Genomic DNA, 15,639 nt, shown 5'->3' with positions numbered 1-15,639 from the left:
ATGAAGACGAATCCGCTTGCGGGCGGGTTCGTCTTTTTCGATAGGGATGATGATGCCGAAGGAAAATGCCTTCGACATATACGATCGAGTCTTGGCCCCGATTGCCGCATGAAACCGGAAGCAGGACAAGACAACAACGAACAAGGAGGAGGATGAACATGGTTCGAACTTATGACGAAGCGGTCTCCTGGATTCACGGGCGGCTGCGGCTCGGCATGAAACCGGGATTGAAACGGATGGAATGGATGATGGAACAACTCGGCCACCCGGAACGCCGCGTCCGCGCCGTCCATATCGGGGGAACGAACGGAAAAGGGTCGACCGTCGCCTACCTGCGCTCCATTTTGCAGGCGGCGGGCTATTCGGTCGGCACGTTCACCTCGCCGTATGTCGAGCAGTTTAACGAACGAATCAGCATCAACGGCGAACCGATTTCCGATCAAGAGATCGTCGAGCTCGTGCGAGTCATTCAGCCGCTTGCCGATGAGTTGGAACAAACAGAGTTTGGCGGACCGACCGAGTTTGAAGTGATCACGGCGATGATGCTGTATTATTTTGGAAAACAGAACATTCAAGACATCGTGCTCGTCGAAGTCGGGCTTGGCGGCCGCTTGGACTCAACCAACATCATTTATCCGCTCGTTTCTGTCATTACAAACGTCAGCTACGATCATATGAACATTTTAGGCGATACGCTTGGGCAAATCGCCGCGGAGAAAGCCGGAATCATCAAATCGGGCGTGCCGCTTGTGACGGCGGTGAAGGAACCGGAGGCGTGGGAAGTGATCGCCAAAACGGCGGCGGAGCGGAAGGCGAAAACATATCGTCTCGGCGTCGATTTCACCGTTTCCGACCGGCAGGCGACGGTGGAAGGGGAGCAGTTTTCGCTTGTCACGCCGTTTGCCGAATATCGCGATTTGCGCATTCAAATGCCCGGCGCCCATCAAGTCGAAAACGCGGCGGTGGCGGTGATGGCGGCAGAGTTGTTGCGCCTTGGCTATTCGTTTTTGATCGATCCGGAGCATATCGCCGATGGGCTGGCCACTGCTGCTTGGCCCGGCCGGTTTGAGCGGGTGAGCGGCAAACCGCTCATCATTCTCGACGGCGCCCATAACGAAGCCGGCATTCGCGCCCTTGTCGAGACGGTGCGCGCTCATTATCCCGACAAGCGCGTCCATGTCTTGTTCGCCGCGCTGACAGACAAGCCGCTTGAACGAATGATCCGGCCGCTTGACGAGCTGGCTGAGACGATCACGTTTACGACGTTTGATTTTCCGCGCGCGGCGGCGGCGGAACAGTTGTATGCTCTTTCATCCCATCGGCATAAGGCGACTGTTCATCGTTGGAAGAAGTGGATCGGTGAGCAGAAAACACGTTTGTCCGCTCAAGAAATGTTGCTGATTACGGGGTCTTTATACTTTATTTCCGAAGTGAAAAAAAGCTTGTGTAAGAAAAATTTGCTATCAACAACGTCTATGAAATGGTATAATGAAGATAAAGAAAAATAGGTAATTTGTCATGAAACGGGGAGAGGAACATGAGGAAAAGGAGGTTTTTCCAAGCTCTTACAGCGTTGATCTGGGCATTTTTGCTCATGTTTTGCACAGGTGGGAAGGAGGTTGCCGTTCAAGCCGCTTCTTCCTCTCTGCCATCGCTTCAATTGCAGTTTTCTTCGTCACAATCAGAGTACGCCAAGCCGCCAAACGGCGATGCCCAAGGCCGGCTCGATGTGACGCTCGTTCCACAAGGGGCTGTTTCAGGAATCATCCGCCCGCCGATCGATGTCGTGTTTGTCATGGACGTGTCGGGGTCGATGACGGCAATGAAGCTGCAAAGCGCCAAATCCGCTCTGCAAGCGGCGGTCAACTACTTTAAGTCCAATTACAACCAAAATGACCGCTTTGCTCTTATTCCGTTTTCCGATGGAGTGCGGGAAGCAAGTGTGGTTCCGTTTGGGAAGTACTCGAATGTTGCAAGTCAGCTTGATGCCATTCTCAATACCGGCAACAGCTTGACCGCCGGCGGCGGAACGAACTATTCGGCTGCTTTGTCTCTTGCTAAATCGTATTTCACGGACCCAACGAGGAAAAAGTATATCATTTTCTTAACCGATGGCATGCCGACGGTGTTGAATACAGTCGATACGATTACGTATCGGGAGGTCAAGCAGAATTTTTGGGGTGGATATTCCTATACAAGGAATAGAGTAACCGATTCTCTTTCGGTCACATACGAATTGTACAGCGATGGACGGACTGCCGGTATCCGTTTTACCGACAACAAAGGATATTCTCGCCAATTTTACAGCGACGGGCAAGATTATGTCAATGGATGGTGGGTGTCTTGGGATAACGGCTATTCGTTCACTTACAGCAGCATCGAAGGGAAAATCCGAGCCGATGCCACAGCGGTGGCGAAAATGCTTGGAATGAACAATATTACCCTTTATTCGATCGGTTTTGGCAGCAACACTGAAGTCGATATGAGCTTTTTGCAGACGCTGTCCGCGACTGCTGGCGGCGAGGCACGGCAAGGAACGATGCAAAATTTGACCGCTTTGTTCCAACAGTTTTCCCAGCTTGCCACCACGCCAGCGATCACAGGAACGATCCGCATCCCGCTTTCGTCGTTTGGCGGCAATGTCGCCGTTGCGGAAAACGGCCAAGTATGGCTGGATGAAAACAAGCAAAACGCGTATATTTCGTTTTCCATCCCATACCAAGTTGGTCAAGGCACTCCGGCGCCGGTGACGATTCCGATTCCCGTGTCATTTAAAGCAAAAGGGATATATACGTTCAATGCTGAACTGACGTATCGGGATGTGTATGGCCAACCACAGCCGGTTGTGACGAAAACGGTGACCGTCACGGTCAAAGACGAAGCGCCGCCGTCGTTTACTGGAACGGTGAAGCTGCAAGGGCTGACCAATGATGTCACAAGCTTAATCAAACGGGGGGCAACCGATGGCGACGACAACCGCTTCCGTGCCACGTATTCGTTGTCGCTTGTCGGGTATGTCGGCAATGCGACCGGGACGATCAGCAATGTGAGCATTGTCCAAGAACTGCCCGATGGCATCTCCGTTGTTCCCGATGGCAAAGTCACAACCTATGTGGAGAATGGCAAGCGTTATGCCAAATGGTCTTTCACCAATCAAACGTTCGACTACAGCCAGCTCAACAAACTGACGCTCTCGGCGCAATGGGTGATGCAGGCTGATTTTGCCATGAACAGTGTTCAATTGCCGCCAGCTTTGGTGACATTCACCGACAGCCGTTATGGTACCAAAACATCGACGCTCGTTCCGCCGGCGGAACGGATCGGCATGACAGTTCGCTTGGATGATTTTCCGAACGTTTACTATGAAGGGAATGGAATGGGGACTATTACCAAACACAAATTTTCTGCTTTATCAGACGACATCGTCGGGCGGGCGGATCCTAATGCAAATGGATTATTGCCGTTGCCTGTCAAAGCGCTGCAATATGACCCAAATGATGACGGCGTGCTGCTTGTCACGTACAGCAATGGCCGGACGGTGCGCGTCGCCTTGAAACCGCAGCTGTCGATCATAACGGAAAGCGGTGTGGCGGAAAGCGGCGCTGTGATCACGGAAGCGCCGACTGTCAAAATGGTGGGGCTTGTCGCTGGCGAAGGGGTGAAGTACGAGTACCAAGTCGTACGAAATGGCGTGGTTTCAGACTGGCAGCCGCTCGCTTCGCCGTATATGATTTCCATTTCCGATGACGGTGAGTATACTGTCGCGGTGCGTTCGGCTGGGGGGCTGACGCGCGGTGACGGAACGACGAAGGTAGCGTTCCGTTATAAGAAATTAATCCGCCGCTTAGTGCTTGGCGATTACGACCCGACGATGAATGTCGGAGATACGCAGAAGATTTCAGTGACGATCGTTCCGAGCGATGCGACGAACAAAACGCTTGCGTGGACATCAAGCGACCCGAGTGTCGCATCCGTAGATCAAAACGGCATGGTGACAGCGCGAAAGCCTGGAACGGTGACGATCACCGTCCGCGCGACTGACGGCAGCAACGTGCAAGAGTCGGCGACGATTACGGTCATTGTGCCGCTCGAACGGATGGCGTTCCGCAATCCAATTCTATACATGAATGTCGGCGATCCACTACTCGAAGTGGCGCCAGAACTCCATTTCATTCCGGAAAATGCAACGGACAACAAGGCGCTTCGCTCTGTTGTAACGTCTGACGATCGGTTTGTCAAAGTGGTTCAAGAAAACGGGAAATGGTATTTGCAAGCGGTTGATGTCGGATATGCCATCATCACGGCGACAGCCGAGGTGAAAGCGCTGGATGGCCGGGATATTCAAGCTGAGGCGACCGTCATTGTCCGATCGCCTTCCACCAACCAAAATGGCGGGAACGGCGGCAAATGGTAGCCATGAATAAAGCGCGGCCTCCCTTTCGGGAGCGCCGCTTTCCGTTTTGAATCAAAAATGCCTCCTTCATTCTACTTCCAATCGGTCGACCACGAGCGAAATGCGATTGACAAAAGGAAGTCCTGTCCCTTGTTCAACAAGCATTTCAGGACGATAGCGGATGACGAGGCGTGAGGATAACGGATCACTTCCTGGCGTAAACCGGTCCGGTTCTCCGTTTTCCCCATTGACTTGACCGCGGAATGCGTTGACGACAAGCCCATTGATGTCTGTGTCTGGAGCTGTTGCTCTGTTTCCGTGGGCGAACAGCCCGCCTTCGATATACAAGTAGGATCCAACGGCATAAATCGTGGCGCTGCTGTCTGTGTAAAAGTATCCTTTCAAATTCGGTGTCGGAATGGTTGGGTTATTGAATTCATTAATACGGGAAATATCGAGCGGACCTTTCGACAGCAACACAACACCTTTGTTGTTTAGCGCCCGTTCGATCCGGCTTTGGTAAATTTTCGTGCTCCCGGTGACGTAGATGCTTGCGTCAAGCCGCAAGTTGCCTGTCAAAGTTAAATCACCGAGGACGATAAAATTTCCGCGTACGCTGACAAATGTACTGGGATTTGTCGGCCCATCAAGGCGAAGATCGCCGTTGACAATGAGCCATTGGTTGACTCCGCTGTTCTGAATATCGACATCTCCTCTCAAAACGCTGTTTCCATCGAGGTAGAGCGGTTTGGTTTTGGACTGCTCTTTGATCACTTCTTCAAGCGTTTTACGTGGATCGTTTGGATCCGGTTGATTCGATTGGATCGAGGTCCATTGATTGGACAACTCTGCCACTAACGTGTGAAGTTGGCTATTTTTGTCCCCGGCTTCTTGAATGGATTCCATTCGCTCAATGTAATCGGATGACGGGGGCAAAATTCCCGATGCTTGCAACAGTTTGTCGGCCACAGTAAGGTCAAAATCGACATCGATAAAATCTTCGTTTTCTTGCCTGATGGTTGGCGCCGGTTCTGGCACATCCGTCGGCCAACGAGGCGCCCAATTGGTCTTCATGCGAAAACGGCCTTGTGATGCTTCCCAGCAACCGGTCGTTTGCCCGCATGCATTCAATTGTCCGTCGTTTGTATACCAAATCGAGGAAGAGGATAAAAGCGGCATGCCGGCGTTAGACGAATTGACGGTCAGCTGTCCGTTTGCCTTCACATAGTTGGTCGCGTTGCTGGCATAGGCGTTTTGCCCTGTGTATACATTCCCGTTTTCGACATAAACCCCGCCGTTGAGGACCACTGTTTCCTTTGAGCCAAGCGCATATTTCAAAAAGCTTGGCGTATTGGTCACAAAGACGAGCCGCTTGACGGTTCGCGTCCGATGGCCGTCATTGAACGTTTTCGTTAAACGAAGGGCGCGAAGAAACACTTGGTTTTTGGGAATATCATATTGCTCGCTTTCATCTTCCATGATCACCCCGTAGCGGTCGCGCAGGCGGCCGGCGATCGTGTCTTCTCCAGGAGACGAGCTGCCAAGCCCGAGAAACTGATCCCATTGGTCAGGCGCAAAAATACGATGGCGGACCAAAAAATTTGGATCCGATAACTCTGCTTTCAGATCGGCGACTGCCTCGTTGACATCCGTCTTCGCCTCATGCAGCGATTGTACGTCATCCACGCGCACGGTGGTGAATTGGGCGTGCTCGACGGCGGTGGTGACAATGGTTAGACCTAGCAATAAAAAGACGGTGATGACCAACAATGTTGTAATCAAACTATATCCTCGCTGATCTCGGCGCATAGGGCCTCCCCCCTAAAAACCGAATTCCGTCTGTAAAGTGAAAGGTTTTATCGAAAGCATCCCGTTGTTATTCCCATCTTTGATCGTTAAGATGATGGTGATCACCCCACTTCGGCAAATTTCTCCGTCTCTGCGCGCGCAACGGAACGAAAAGGAGGAAGAATCGTCCAGCAAAAGGCGTGTGGATGTAATCGCTTCCCCGTCCATCATCAGTTTTCCGTCTTTAATCGAAATGATTTGATGGACCGATTGCGCCGCGGTTTCGCGGGAAACAAGACCGACTTGGTTGTTCGTTTTGAATTGCTCGTTTTTGACAAACGACAGTTGACTAAGCGTTTTGTTTTCTTGGCTCCGATCGGCTTCAAGGCCGTCCGGCGAGAACATGTATAAGGCATTCATGATGCGTGCCACCGCGTAATCCGCCTCGCTCCGTAATTCACTTTCAATGCCGATGTGCTGATAAACGCGAATGCCCGCTAGAAAAACAGTATAGATGGCGCCAATGATCAACATGGAAATGGAAATGGCGGCCAACAGCTCGACAAGCGTCATCCCATCTTGGGTGTTAACGGATCGTCTCATCGGTCACCACTCCTTCCACCCATGTGATGTCGCCGTTTCGTTCTCCCCAACGGACAACGGCGTACAGTTTCGCCATGTAGGTGCCGGCTTCGGAGGAGATCATGTTGTTTCGTTCACGACGGATCTCTTCTTTGAGCCGCTCCGGCAATGACGCAAATTCAGAGGAGGTGAGGAATCCGTCCCATCCTTTTTGATCGCAGCGGATGATGTACACCGTTGTTTCGTATTGAACATCATTGATTGTTGGGGCGAGCTGGGCGGTGCATGATTGTTGAGAGCTTATCGTTTCGCCCTGATTTCCGCTTGGAAACAATAAAGAGGACAAGGCTTCATGGCTGCAGCTGTTTTTCTCTACTTTAAGAAATGAAAGATTGTTCTCTGTCATGTAATTCGATAAGGAAGAAAAGAGAACATTTTTTTCAAAGTACGCCATCGTTCCACGCGCCACGTTGATGGCCACCGTTCGTCGTTCGTTATCGGCTGTATACGTCATAGCGTGGGTGAAAAAGGAAAACAAGCCGATCGCCACCGCAGACAACAGCGTGATGGACAACAATGTCTCGATAAGGGTGAACCCTAAAGTGCGTCGGCAGGAAAAAAAATTCTTGTCCGTCATTGATCACAACCTTCTTTCAAAATATGTAACTTTATTATACAATAAGTAAGAGTCGAATGTTGCAGATTTTTAGTATAAAAGAGGTCTTTTGTCATAGAAGAAACGGGGGGGCATGATGAAAGAGGCGCTCATGTATGCCGGTGCTTTTGTCGTGGCGCTGCTGCTGATTTGGCTTCTTCCGCTTGGCTTCAGCCGGCTTGGGGGGCTTACAGCGGTTGTTATGGCGCTGTTGGCTGCGCTTTTGGCCGAATTTGCTAGTTCGATCATTCCGCTTTGGCAGGCCGGGCTTCTTGTTCTTTTGTTGTTGGCGGCTGCATCGTATTTGCTTGACCGCCGATTTGGCGCTGCTCTTTACCGCGCCGGGGCTTCTCGTGAATCAAGTTTTGTAAAAGAAGAAAAAGAGGAGCGGTCGGCGCCGGAATCTTTGGCTTCTGTCCCTGTTTTGCCAAAGGCGCCGTTGCCGTCGATCCAGTTTGATCAAGCGCCGCCCCTTTCTGAACCTAATGAATCATCATCGATAGAGCAGACAGCAGAACGGTCGGAAGAAGTGAACCATTCTCCCGCTGACTTGTTGATGGAGGCAGCGGCAGAAACTGTTCCACCGTGGGAGCAAGCGGAAGAAATCGTTGGAGCGTCCGAACCGCTGCGGCGTGTTTCCGATTGGTTGGATCAGTGGCCGGGCGCTGTGACGCCGGACCTTGAGACAGCGGTGCTTGATGAAGTGTCAAAAGAGAGCGGAAATGAAGGATCGCAAGCCGATGAGCCGGTTCTGAATGCAGCAGAAATCGTTAAGGGTGAGAGCCGCGGCGAGAATGAATGGGATGCATGGATGAGCATGGATGATCGTTTCTCAGAGCGCGTGGAAGGCGGAGAATACGAGTTCTCTTCAACGGACAGCGTCAAACGGGAGCACGGAGGCGTCTTTTTCGAGGCGGCCGTGGCTCCGGATGAGGATGGATTTGCCGGAATCCATGACATCTGGCATCATAAAGAAGGACAACGCGTGGAGGCGGAAAGCTTCGAGGACGATGGCGTGATGTTTGCTGATGGCCTTGAGATTGGACATGATCAAGACAGCGGTGCGGTCGATTGGATGGATCGGCTCGTGGATGATGCCGTTTCGTTGAGATCAGCTGCTGAAGCGATGGTCAGCGAAAAAACAGCGGACGCTTCCGAGCAGCAAGAGGAACAAAAGGCGGATTCCGAAGAGAATCCTCAATATGAAGAATGCGTCGAGGCGGCAGATGAGCCGTTTGCTGAAGAACCAATGCATTTGGTTGCTTCGGAAAAAGCGCAAATGGCGGCAGCGGAATTGATGCTGAGCCGCCGCCGTTTGACGGCCGATGCGTATGAACAATGCCTGCATCAATGTTTGCAAGCCCCGCTTTCCGATCGCGATTACTACGTATTCGCCCGCCTGCTGTTGGAGCATTATGCACTGGAACAAAATGGCCAACAGCTTCGTGCGTGGGTTGACCAGCTCGAGCGACGTTTTTCAAACTATCCAGCTATCGCGGCTGAACTGGCATTCTGGCGGGAAATCGCCGCTACATTAGCAAATGGTTGAGGTGAAGAGGATGAAAGCGAGCGCGCAAATCATCGGATTGCCGATCATCAGCATTGCGGATGGGATGCAAATCGGCGCCGTGAAAAGCTTTGTCATTAATCCTGATAAAGGTTCCATCGATTTTTTGACTGTCGAGCAAGAAGATGTGCAACTCAGTTTAAAAGCGATTCCGTTTAAAAAAATCGTCGGAATCGGCGAATTCGCCGTTACGGTGGCAAGCAGCCATGATGTCATTGATTTGGCGGAAATTCCGATTGCCAACCAGCTTGTCAACAAGCAAATCCGCATCAAAAATACAAAAGCCATCACGCGCAAAGGACAGCTTTTGGGGGAAGTCCATGAGTTTTTCCTAAACGAAGAGACAGGGGATATTATCGGCATCTCCCTTCGCCTTGAAAGTGGAGAAGCGGTGTTGCCATCCGCCCAAGTGTTGACTTATGGAAAGGATATATTGATCGTCAGCGACGACGCTTCGGGAGCTCTCCTTTCCGATGCGTCGATGCTCATTCAAAAGAATGAAAAAGAAACAGAGGCCAGCAACATTCCTGAACAGATCCAAGCTATGTCGGAGACAGCGGAAAATGTCGAAGCGCTTGAATCGCTCCGTGAAAAGCAAGTGGCGCTTCTTGCGGGGAAACGGGTGACCAAGGATATTTATGATTTGAACGGCGAACTTCTGTTTCCAGCGGGAACGACGCTTCGCGAAGAAGATGTGAGAAAAGCGCAAGAGGCGGGTCCAAGCGTCATTGTTGATGTGTCGATGAATATCGAAGCTGAGTGAAAAAGGGGGAGCTCGAGGTGAGAGCGGCTTCCATAGGAAAACTGTTTATCGTGATGGCGGTTTGCACCGTTTATTTCCTCACCTTTGCCCGCTTGGGCGTTTTGGCTTATGAGTCGTTTGGCCCTGATCAAGACCGCTATCGCTCCGGGACGTACGTCGGGCCGATTTCGCTTGCTGGGATGACGAGAGCGGAAGCCCAACAGGCGGTGGCAGACAAGGTGAGCGACTGGCGATCGACAGCTTCGATTTCGGTCAGCTATCAAGAAAAGAAAGCCGAGCTGCCGGCTGACATCTTTACATTTCGCTTGTCGGAAAGCACAAAAAACGTGGTCAACGGCCGTTCCTCGCCGCTTCTTGTGTTGGCTGACATGAGCGCTTGCATGGAAACCGTTGAACGCCTTCTCCCGCCGGCGGCAGTCCCCGCCTTGGATCTCAAAGCGTTGGAAGCGGATTTGGAGGCGGCGGCGTCCCAGCTTGCCGTTCCGAACAAGCCGCTCGACTTGGCCCATTATCTTCCCTCTTCCGGGAAGGGGCAGACGGTCGTGAGTGAAGCGGCTGTTGCCATTCGCGATCAAAGTCTCTCCCGTTTTCTTGCTTCGGAACGCCGTGTCGTCCTCCGCTCCAATCAATTGGTCTCGTTGCGCGCCGTGATTCAGCAGGCTGGTGGCGGGCTGTCGAATCAGGCTGTCGACGCATTGGCATCAGCGGTGTATCGTGCTGTGCTGTCGACGAATTTTTTGTTGATGGAACGGTATGCGGGAAGTTCGCTTCCAGATGGCATTCCTCCGGGATTTGAGGCCAAGGTGGATGACAAACGCGATTTACAATGGTTGAATCCGAACTCGACGGACTATACGCTCATTCTTCGCTACGATGGCCGCCAAGTGAAAGCGTTAGTGTACGGTTGGCCGTTTGCGTATCAATATATCGTGCGCACGAGCGGGCTAGAGCGGATCGAACCGCGCAAAATCATTCAATACGATGCCCGGTTGGCGCCGGATGAAACCGTGACGAAACAAGTCGGCCGTTCTGGATTGCTTGTAAAAGTCGAACGCGAAGTGCGCGATGGCTCCCGGCTGATCCGCAAAGAGACGGTGAGCGAGGATTTTTACCCTCCGACGTATGCGGTTGAGGTAAGAGGGCTTGAAGTCCCAGAATCTTCATCCAATACAACGGGGGAAGGAAGCGAAACGCCATCTTCACCGTCTGATGCAACGAATAGCGGTCAGACTGAAGCGGAAAGCGGTCAAGAGAAATCAGAAGTCCAAAACGGCGAAGGGCAAAGCGGCAGCGACCAGACCAACGCAGCCCCTTCAACCGAATCGAAGCAAAGCGGGGAAAGCGGGGGAAGCCGATGAACAAAAAACGTGAGCGGAAACGCCTCGGTGATTTGTTGGTGGAAGCGGGGCTGATTACGGAAGAACAGCTGGCTGAAGCGTTGCGTGAGAAAACGCCTGGGCAAAAGCTTGGCGATGCGTTGCTGCAGCGAGGTTACATCACAGAGCAGCAGCTGATTGAGGCGCTTGAGTTTCAGCTCGGCATTCCTCATGTCAGCTTGTATCGCTACCCGATTGATCCGAAAGCGACGAGCCTAGTGCCAAAAGAGTTTGCTCGCCGCCATCTGATCATGCCCCTTAAGGTGGAAGACGATCGATTGCTCGTTGCCATGGCTGATCCAATGGATTTTTTTGCTATTGATGATTTGCGCTTGTCAACGGGGTTTCAGATCGAAACAGCGATCGCTTCAAAGGATGATATTTTGCGGGCGATCAATAAATATTATGACATGGACGAATCGTTTGATGATTTGCTGCCAGCGCCGCCGACGGAGATGCGCGAAGACGGTCGGACGGCCGAGGACGATTCCCCGATTGTTCGCCTAGTGAACCAAATTTTGCAGCTTGCTGTCGAACAGCGGGCAAGCGATATTCATATCGATCCGCAGGAGACAAAAGTGCTCATCCGTTATCGAATTGACGGCTTGCTTCGAACGGAGAGGGCGCTGCCGAAACATATGCAAAGCATGTTGACGGCGAGGATCAAAATTTTGGCCAACATGGACATCACCGAGCATCGTGTGCCGCAAGACGGGCGGATCAAAATGAACATCGATTTTCATCCCGTTGATTTGCGCGTGTCGACATTGCCGACGGTGTATGGGGAGAAAATCGTGATGCGCGTCCTCGATTTGGGTGCGGCGTTAAACGATATTCATAAACTTGGCTTCAACCCGGTCAATTTAGATCGGTTCATCCGTTTGATCGAGCGTCCGAACGGCATCATTTTGATCACCGGGCCGACCGGTTCGGGGAAATCGTCGACGCTTTACGCGGCGCTCAATCATTTAAACAGCGAACATGTCAACATCATTACGATCGAAGATCCGGTTGAATATCAGATCGAAGGCGTCAACCAAATTCAAGTCAACCCGAATGTCGGCTTAACGTTTGCCCAAGGGCTTCGCTCGATTTTGCGCCAAGACCCGAACATCATCATGGTCGGGGAGATTCGCGACCGCGAGACGGCGGAAGTGGCGATCCGCGCCTCACTCACCGGGCATTTAGTGTTAAGCACGCTCCATACGAACGATGCGTTAAGCACGATCACCCGCCTGATCGATATGGGGATTGAGCCGTTTTTAGTGGCCACATCGCTCGCTGGCGTTGTCTCGCAGCGGCTTGTGCGCCGCATCTGCCGCGACTGCCAGGAGGTGTATGAGCCGACGAAGCGGGAGCGGGACATTTTCGCCCGTCGGGGCATCGACATCCGCCAACTCGTCCGTGGCCGCGGCTGCCCGACGTGCAATATGACCGGTTACCGCGGGAGACTCGCGATCCACGAATTGCTTGTCATGACGGACGAGATGCGCCGCGTCATTTTAAACAATGAGCCGTTTTCGAAGTTGCGGGAACTCGCCGTTCAAAACAAAATGATCTTTTTGCTCGATGACGGGCTGTTGAAAGTGAAGCAAGGGTTGACGACGCTTGAAGAAGTGCTGAAAGTGGCCATTTTGCATTGATGGGTGAGACGGATGAAGGAAAAGCTTGAGGCGTTGTTGCGTGCGGCTTTTGAATACCGTGCGTCTGACGTACATTTGACGGTCGGGGCGCCGCCGATTTTTCGGGTGAATGGGGAACTGAAGGCGTATGGGCAAGAACGGCTGAACCCGGAGGACACGGAACAAATGGCGAAAGCCATCATTCCGCCGCCGCTTTGGCAGCAGTTTCAAGAAACGGGGGAGCTTGATTTTTCGTACGGTATTGCGGGTGTCTCCCGCTTCCGGATCAATGTGTTTAAGCAGCGGTCGTGCGTGTCGCTTGCCGTGCGCCTCATCCCGCCGCGCATTCCGACATTAGAAGAGCTCGGCTTGCCAAGCGTGTTAAAGCGCATCGCGGAAAAGCCGCACGGGCTTGTGCTTGTCACCGGGCCGACCGGCAGCGGCAAATCGACCACATTGGCGGCGATGATCGACTACATGAACAAAACGATGTCCAGACATATCATTACGCTGGAAGATCCGATTGAATATTTGCATCAGCACGGAAAATCGATCATCGACCAGCGGGAAGTTGGCTTTGACACGAACAGTTTTGCCGCCGGATTGCGCGCTGCGCTTCGTCAAGATCCGGATGTGATTTTAGTCGGGGAAATGCGCGATTTGGAAACGATCCAAACCGCGATCACTGCCGCGGAAACGGGTCATTTAGTGCTTGGCACCCTTCATACGGCGAGCGCCCCAGCGGCGATCGAACGGATGATTGACGTCTTTCCGTCAGCCCAGCAGGCGCAAATCCGGCTGCAGCTCGCTTCCGTCCTTGTTGCCGTCATGGCCCAACGTTTATTTCCCGACGGTCGGAAGAGAGGACGGACGGCGGCTATGGAAATTTTAATCAACAATGCCGCAGTGGCCAATTTGATCCGCAATGAAAAAGAGCATCAAATCATCAATATTATGCAGACGGGCCGCAGTGTGGGCATGCAGACGATGGAAATGAGCGTCAGGGAGCTTGTGGCCGCTGGCCGTATTGATCCATTGGCCGCGGAAGCGTATTTGACAAGGGAGCGTGGAGCGGATGGCGCAATTTAAGTATGAGGGGCGCGACCGAAGCGGACGGAAAAAAGCTGGGGTGATCACTGCCGTTTCGCGGCGCGAGGCGGCGGCAAAGCTTCGGGAAAAAGGAATTCGCCCGCTGGTGCTTGCCGAAGTGCCGCCGTCCATATGGAACAAAGAAATTTCGTTTGGCCGCGCCGTCAAACTGCAGCACTTTGTCATCTTTTTGCGCCAGTTCGCAACGCTTGTGCGCGCCGGAGTGACGATCGTCGATTCGATCCGCATTTTGGCGGAGCAAACGGAAAGCAAGCCGCTCGCTAAGACGCTTCTTGACATCGAACAGTCATTGCGCGGCGGGAACCCGCTCTCAGCGGCAGCGGCGAATCATCCGCGCATCTTTCCGCCGCTGTTTGTCAACATGGTGCGCGCCGGTGAAGCGAGCGGCACGCTCGATGAAACGCTCGACCGGCTTGCCGACCATTTTGAAAAAATGCATCGGACGCGGCAAAAAATCGCCTCGGCGCTTGCTTATCCGGTGGCTGTCGCCATCATCGCCGTTGCGGTTGTCATTTTTTTGCTTGTCTCGGTCGTGCCGACGTTTGTTGACATGTTTGCCGATTTTCACGCCGAATTGCCGGCGATCACAAAGTTTGTGCTGAAAGCGAGCGCATTTATGCAGCATTATTGGTGGATGATAACGTTGCTGGCGATCGGGGTGTTCCTTTTGTTCACCGCGCTGCGCCGGCAAAAGCGCACGAAATATTATTTGGACTATGCGGCCATGCGGCTGCCCATTTTCGGAACCCTTGTCCAAAAAGCGGCATTGGCGCGCGTCACGAGGACATTGAGCTCACTCGTGTCAAGCTCCGTGCCGATTTTAGAGGCGCTGTCCATTTCCGAGCGCGTCGTTGAAAATGAAGTGATCGCATCTGTGCTGGCTGAAGCGCGGACCTCCCTCGAGCGCGGGCAATCGCTCTCGGAGCCGCTCCGCCGCCATTGGGCGTTTCCGCCGCTTGTTGCGCAAATGATCACGATCGGCGAACAGACCGGTGCGCTTGACGCCATGCTTGGCAAAGTCGCCGACTTTTACGAAGCGGAAGTCGACGCCGGCACCGATCGCCTCAAGTCGCTCATCGAGCCGCTGATGATTGTGCTGCTTGCCGGCGTCGTCGGGACGATCGTCACGTCGATTATCGTTCCAATGTATGATATCTTTAATCACATTCAACAATAATTTATTTAAGAATGTCTTCCTATTTTTGTAGTGATATTGTAGAATAATAGGGAAATCGTTCTAAATCAATCAAGAGAAAGGGAGAGGAAAGGCATGTTCAAACGTCTTCTCAAAAACGAGCGCGGCTTGACGCTCATCGAACTGCTCGCCGTCATCGTCATTTTAGGGATCATCGCGGCGATTGCGATTCCGGCGATCGGCGCCATTATGGACAACTCGAAAAAAGACGCCCATATCGCCAATGCGAAGCAAGTGGCCAGTGCGGCGCGATTGGCCATTGCAGCGGATAAAAACACGAAGACGCAATACCAATTGAAGGAGTTGTACGAAGGCGGTTATTTAGAAAACATTCCGAAGTCGCCAGGGAAAGTGTCTACGAATAAATATGATGCAGAAAAAAGTATCGTGAAAATTGTAAAAGATTCCAATGGGGTTACGTATAAAGTAACGCTTGTTGATGCGAACGGTACATTTAAGTATATTGATGACAAAGATGTAAGTGAATTGACACGAAACGACGTGAACCTAGAACAAAAATCAGAACAAAAACCAGAACAAAAACCAGAACAAAAACCAGAACAATAATCATAATTTTTAGGAAGTCCG

The 15,639-nt window shown here is 52.3% G+C and carries 12 protein-coding genes; 9 read left to right on the top strand and 3 right to left on the bottom strand.

The window, feature by feature from the left end:
- The first annotated feature begins 158 nt into the window (after nucleotides 1–158).
- Both CV944_RS01205 and CV944_RS01200 read left to right on the top strand, forming a co-directional pair.
- On the top strand, nucleotides 159–1,508 hold the full coding sequence (locus CV944_RS01205) for a bifunctional folylpolyglutamate synthase/dihydrofolate synthase (RefSeq protein WP_100658953.1): 1,350 nt from the start codon (nucleotides 159–161) through the stop codon (nucleotides 1,506–1,508).
- A 29-nt stretch (nucleotides 1,509–1,537) separates the two neighbouring features.
- Entirely contained in the window at nucleotides 1,538–4,414 is a 2,877-nt protein-coding gene (locus CV944_RS01200; RefSeq protein ID WP_100658952.1) for a VWA domain-containing protein, read from the top strand.
- Nucleotides 4,415–4,480: 66 nt separating this feature from the next.
- Here CV944_RS01200 and CV944_RS01195 read toward each other — a convergent pair whose 3' ends face one another.
- From CV944_RS01195 to CV944_RS01185, 3 genes are read right to left on the bottom strand one after another with little or no spacing between them, the layout of a single operon-like run.
- Nucleotides 4,481–6,202 (bottom strand): hypothetical protein, encoded by a 1,722-nt coding sequence (locus CV944_RS01195; RefSeq protein ID WP_033010603.1) that lies wholly within the window; start codon nucleotides 6,200–6,202, stop codon nucleotides 4,481–4,483.
- A 12-nt stretch (nucleotides 6,203–6,214) separates the two neighbouring features.
- Nucleotides 6,215–6,784, bottom strand: coding sequence for a PilW family protein (locus tag CV944_RS01190; protein WP_011232110.1), 570 nt, complete (start codon nucleotides 6,782–6,784; stop codon nucleotides 6,215–6,217).
- Complete coding sequence (locus CV944_RS01185; protein ID WP_061580781.1) at nucleotides 6,768–7,400, bottom strand: type IV pilus modification PilV family protein; 633 nt, start codon at nucleotides 7,398–7,400, stop codon at nucleotides 6,768–6,770. Before CV944_RS01185 ends, CV944_RS01190 begins: the two co-directional genes overlap by 17 nt.
- Before the next feature lie 115 nt (nucleotides 7,401–7,515).
- Between CV944_RS01185 and CV944_RS01180 the strand changes: the two genes are divergently transcribed.
- The 7 genes from CV944_RS01180 (at nucleotide 7,516) to CV944_RS01150 (ending at nucleotide 15,618) form a co-directional block, all read left to right on the top strand.
- Complete coding sequence (locus CV944_RS01180; protein ID WP_025038971.1) at nucleotides 7,516–8,967, top strand: hypothetical protein; 1,452 nt, start codon at nucleotides 7,516–7,518, stop codon at nucleotides 8,965–8,967.
- Nucleotides 8,968–8,977: 10 nt separating this feature from the next.
- A complete protein-coding gene (locus tag CV944_RS01175) occupies nucleotides 8,978–9,748 on the top strand; it encodes a PRC-barrel domain-containing protein (RefSeq protein WP_011232107.1) in 771 nt (256 codons plus the stop codon).
- Between the two features lie 17 nt (nucleotides 9,749–9,765).
- Nucleotides 9,766–11,106, top strand: coding sequence for a VanW family protein (locus tag CV944_RS01170; RefSeq protein ID WP_021321854.1), 1,341 nt, complete (start codon nucleotides 9,766–9,768; stop codon nucleotides 11,104–11,106).
- Entirely contained in the window at nucleotides 11,103–12,767 is a 1,665-nt protein-coding gene (locus CV944_RS01165) for a GspE/PulE family protein (RefSeq protein WP_100658950.1), read from the top strand. Before CV944_RS01170 ends, CV944_RS01165 begins: the two co-directional genes overlap by 4 nt.
- A gap of 12 nt (nucleotides 12,768–12,779) precedes the next feature.
- On the top strand, nucleotides 12,780–13,835 hold the full coding sequence (locus CV944_RS01160; protein ID WP_011232104.1) for a type IV pilus twitching motility protein PilT: 1,056 nt from the start codon (nucleotides 12,780–12,782) through the stop codon (nucleotides 13,833–13,835).
- A complete protein-coding gene (locus tag CV944_RS01155; RefSeq protein ID WP_100663756.1) occupies nucleotides 13,822–15,033 on the top strand; it encodes a type II secretion system F family protein in 1,212 nt (403 codons plus the stop codon). Before CV944_RS01160 ends, CV944_RS01155 begins: the two co-directional genes overlap by 14 nt.
- Nucleotides 15,034–15,126: 93 nt before the next feature.
- Nucleotides 15,127–15,618, top strand: a complete 492-nt coding sequence (locus CV944_RS01150; RefSeq protein ID WP_100658948.1) for a prepilin-type N-terminal cleavage/methylation domain-containing protein — start codon at nucleotides 15,127–15,129, stop codon at nucleotides 15,616–15,618.
- Nucleotides 15,619–15,639 lie beyond the last annotated feature (21 nt).

It is taken from the genome of Geobacillus sp. WSUCF-018B (assembly GCF_002809985.1).
GTDB lineage: Bacteria > Bacillota > Bacilli > Bacillales > Anoxybacillaceae > Geobacillus > Geobacillus thermophilus.
This window is presented reverse-complemented; position numbering and strand designations above follow the sequence as displayed.

Excerpts from the sequence above, each read along its gene's own strand:
- CV944_RS01165 (WP_100658950.1), top strand. The coding sequence starts at position 11,103 with ATGAACAAAAAACGTGAGCGGAAACGCCTCGGTGATTTGTTGGTGGAA.
- CV944_RS01180 (WP_025038971.1), top strand. The coding sequence starts at position 7,516 with ATGAAAGAGGCGCTCATGTATGCCGGTGCTTTTGTCGTGGCGCTGCTG.
- CV944_RS01160 (WP_011232104.1), top strand. The coding sequence starts at position 12,780 with ATGAAGGAAAAGCTTGAGGCGTTGTTGCGTGCGGCTTTTGAATACCGT.
- CV944_RS01175 (WP_011232107.1), top strand. The coding sequence starts at position 8,978 with ATGAAAGCGAGCGCGCAAATCATCGGATTGCCGATCATCAGCATTGCG.
- CV944_RS01195 (WP_033010603.1), bottom strand. The coding sequence starts at position 6,202 with ATGCGCCGAGATCAGCGAGGATATAGTTTGATTACAACATTGTTGGTC.
- CV944_RS01155 (WP_100663756.1), top strand. The coding sequence starts at position 13,822 with ATGGCGCAATTTAAGTATGAGGGGCGCGACCGAAGCGGACGGAAAAAA.
- CV944_RS01185 (WP_061580781.1), bottom strand. The coding sequence starts at position 7,400 with ATGACGGACAAGAATTTTTTTTCCTGCCGACGCACTTTAGGGTTCACC.
- CV944_RS01150 (WP_100658948.1), top strand. The coding sequence starts at position 15,127 with ATGTTCAAACGTCTTCTCAAAAACGAGCGCGGCTTGACGCTCATCGAA.
- CV944_RS01205 (WP_100658953.1), top strand. The coding sequence starts at position 159 with ATGGTTCGAACTTATGACGAAGCGGTCTCCTGGATTCACGGGCGGCTG.
- CV944_RS01190 (WP_011232110.1), bottom strand. The coding sequence starts at position 6,784 with ATGAGACGATCCGTTAACACCCAAGATGGGATGACGCTTGTCGAGCTG.
- CV944_RS01200 (WP_100658952.1), top strand. The coding sequence starts at position 1,538 with ATGAGGAAAAGGAGGTTTTTCCAAGCTCTTACAGCGTTGATCTGGGCA.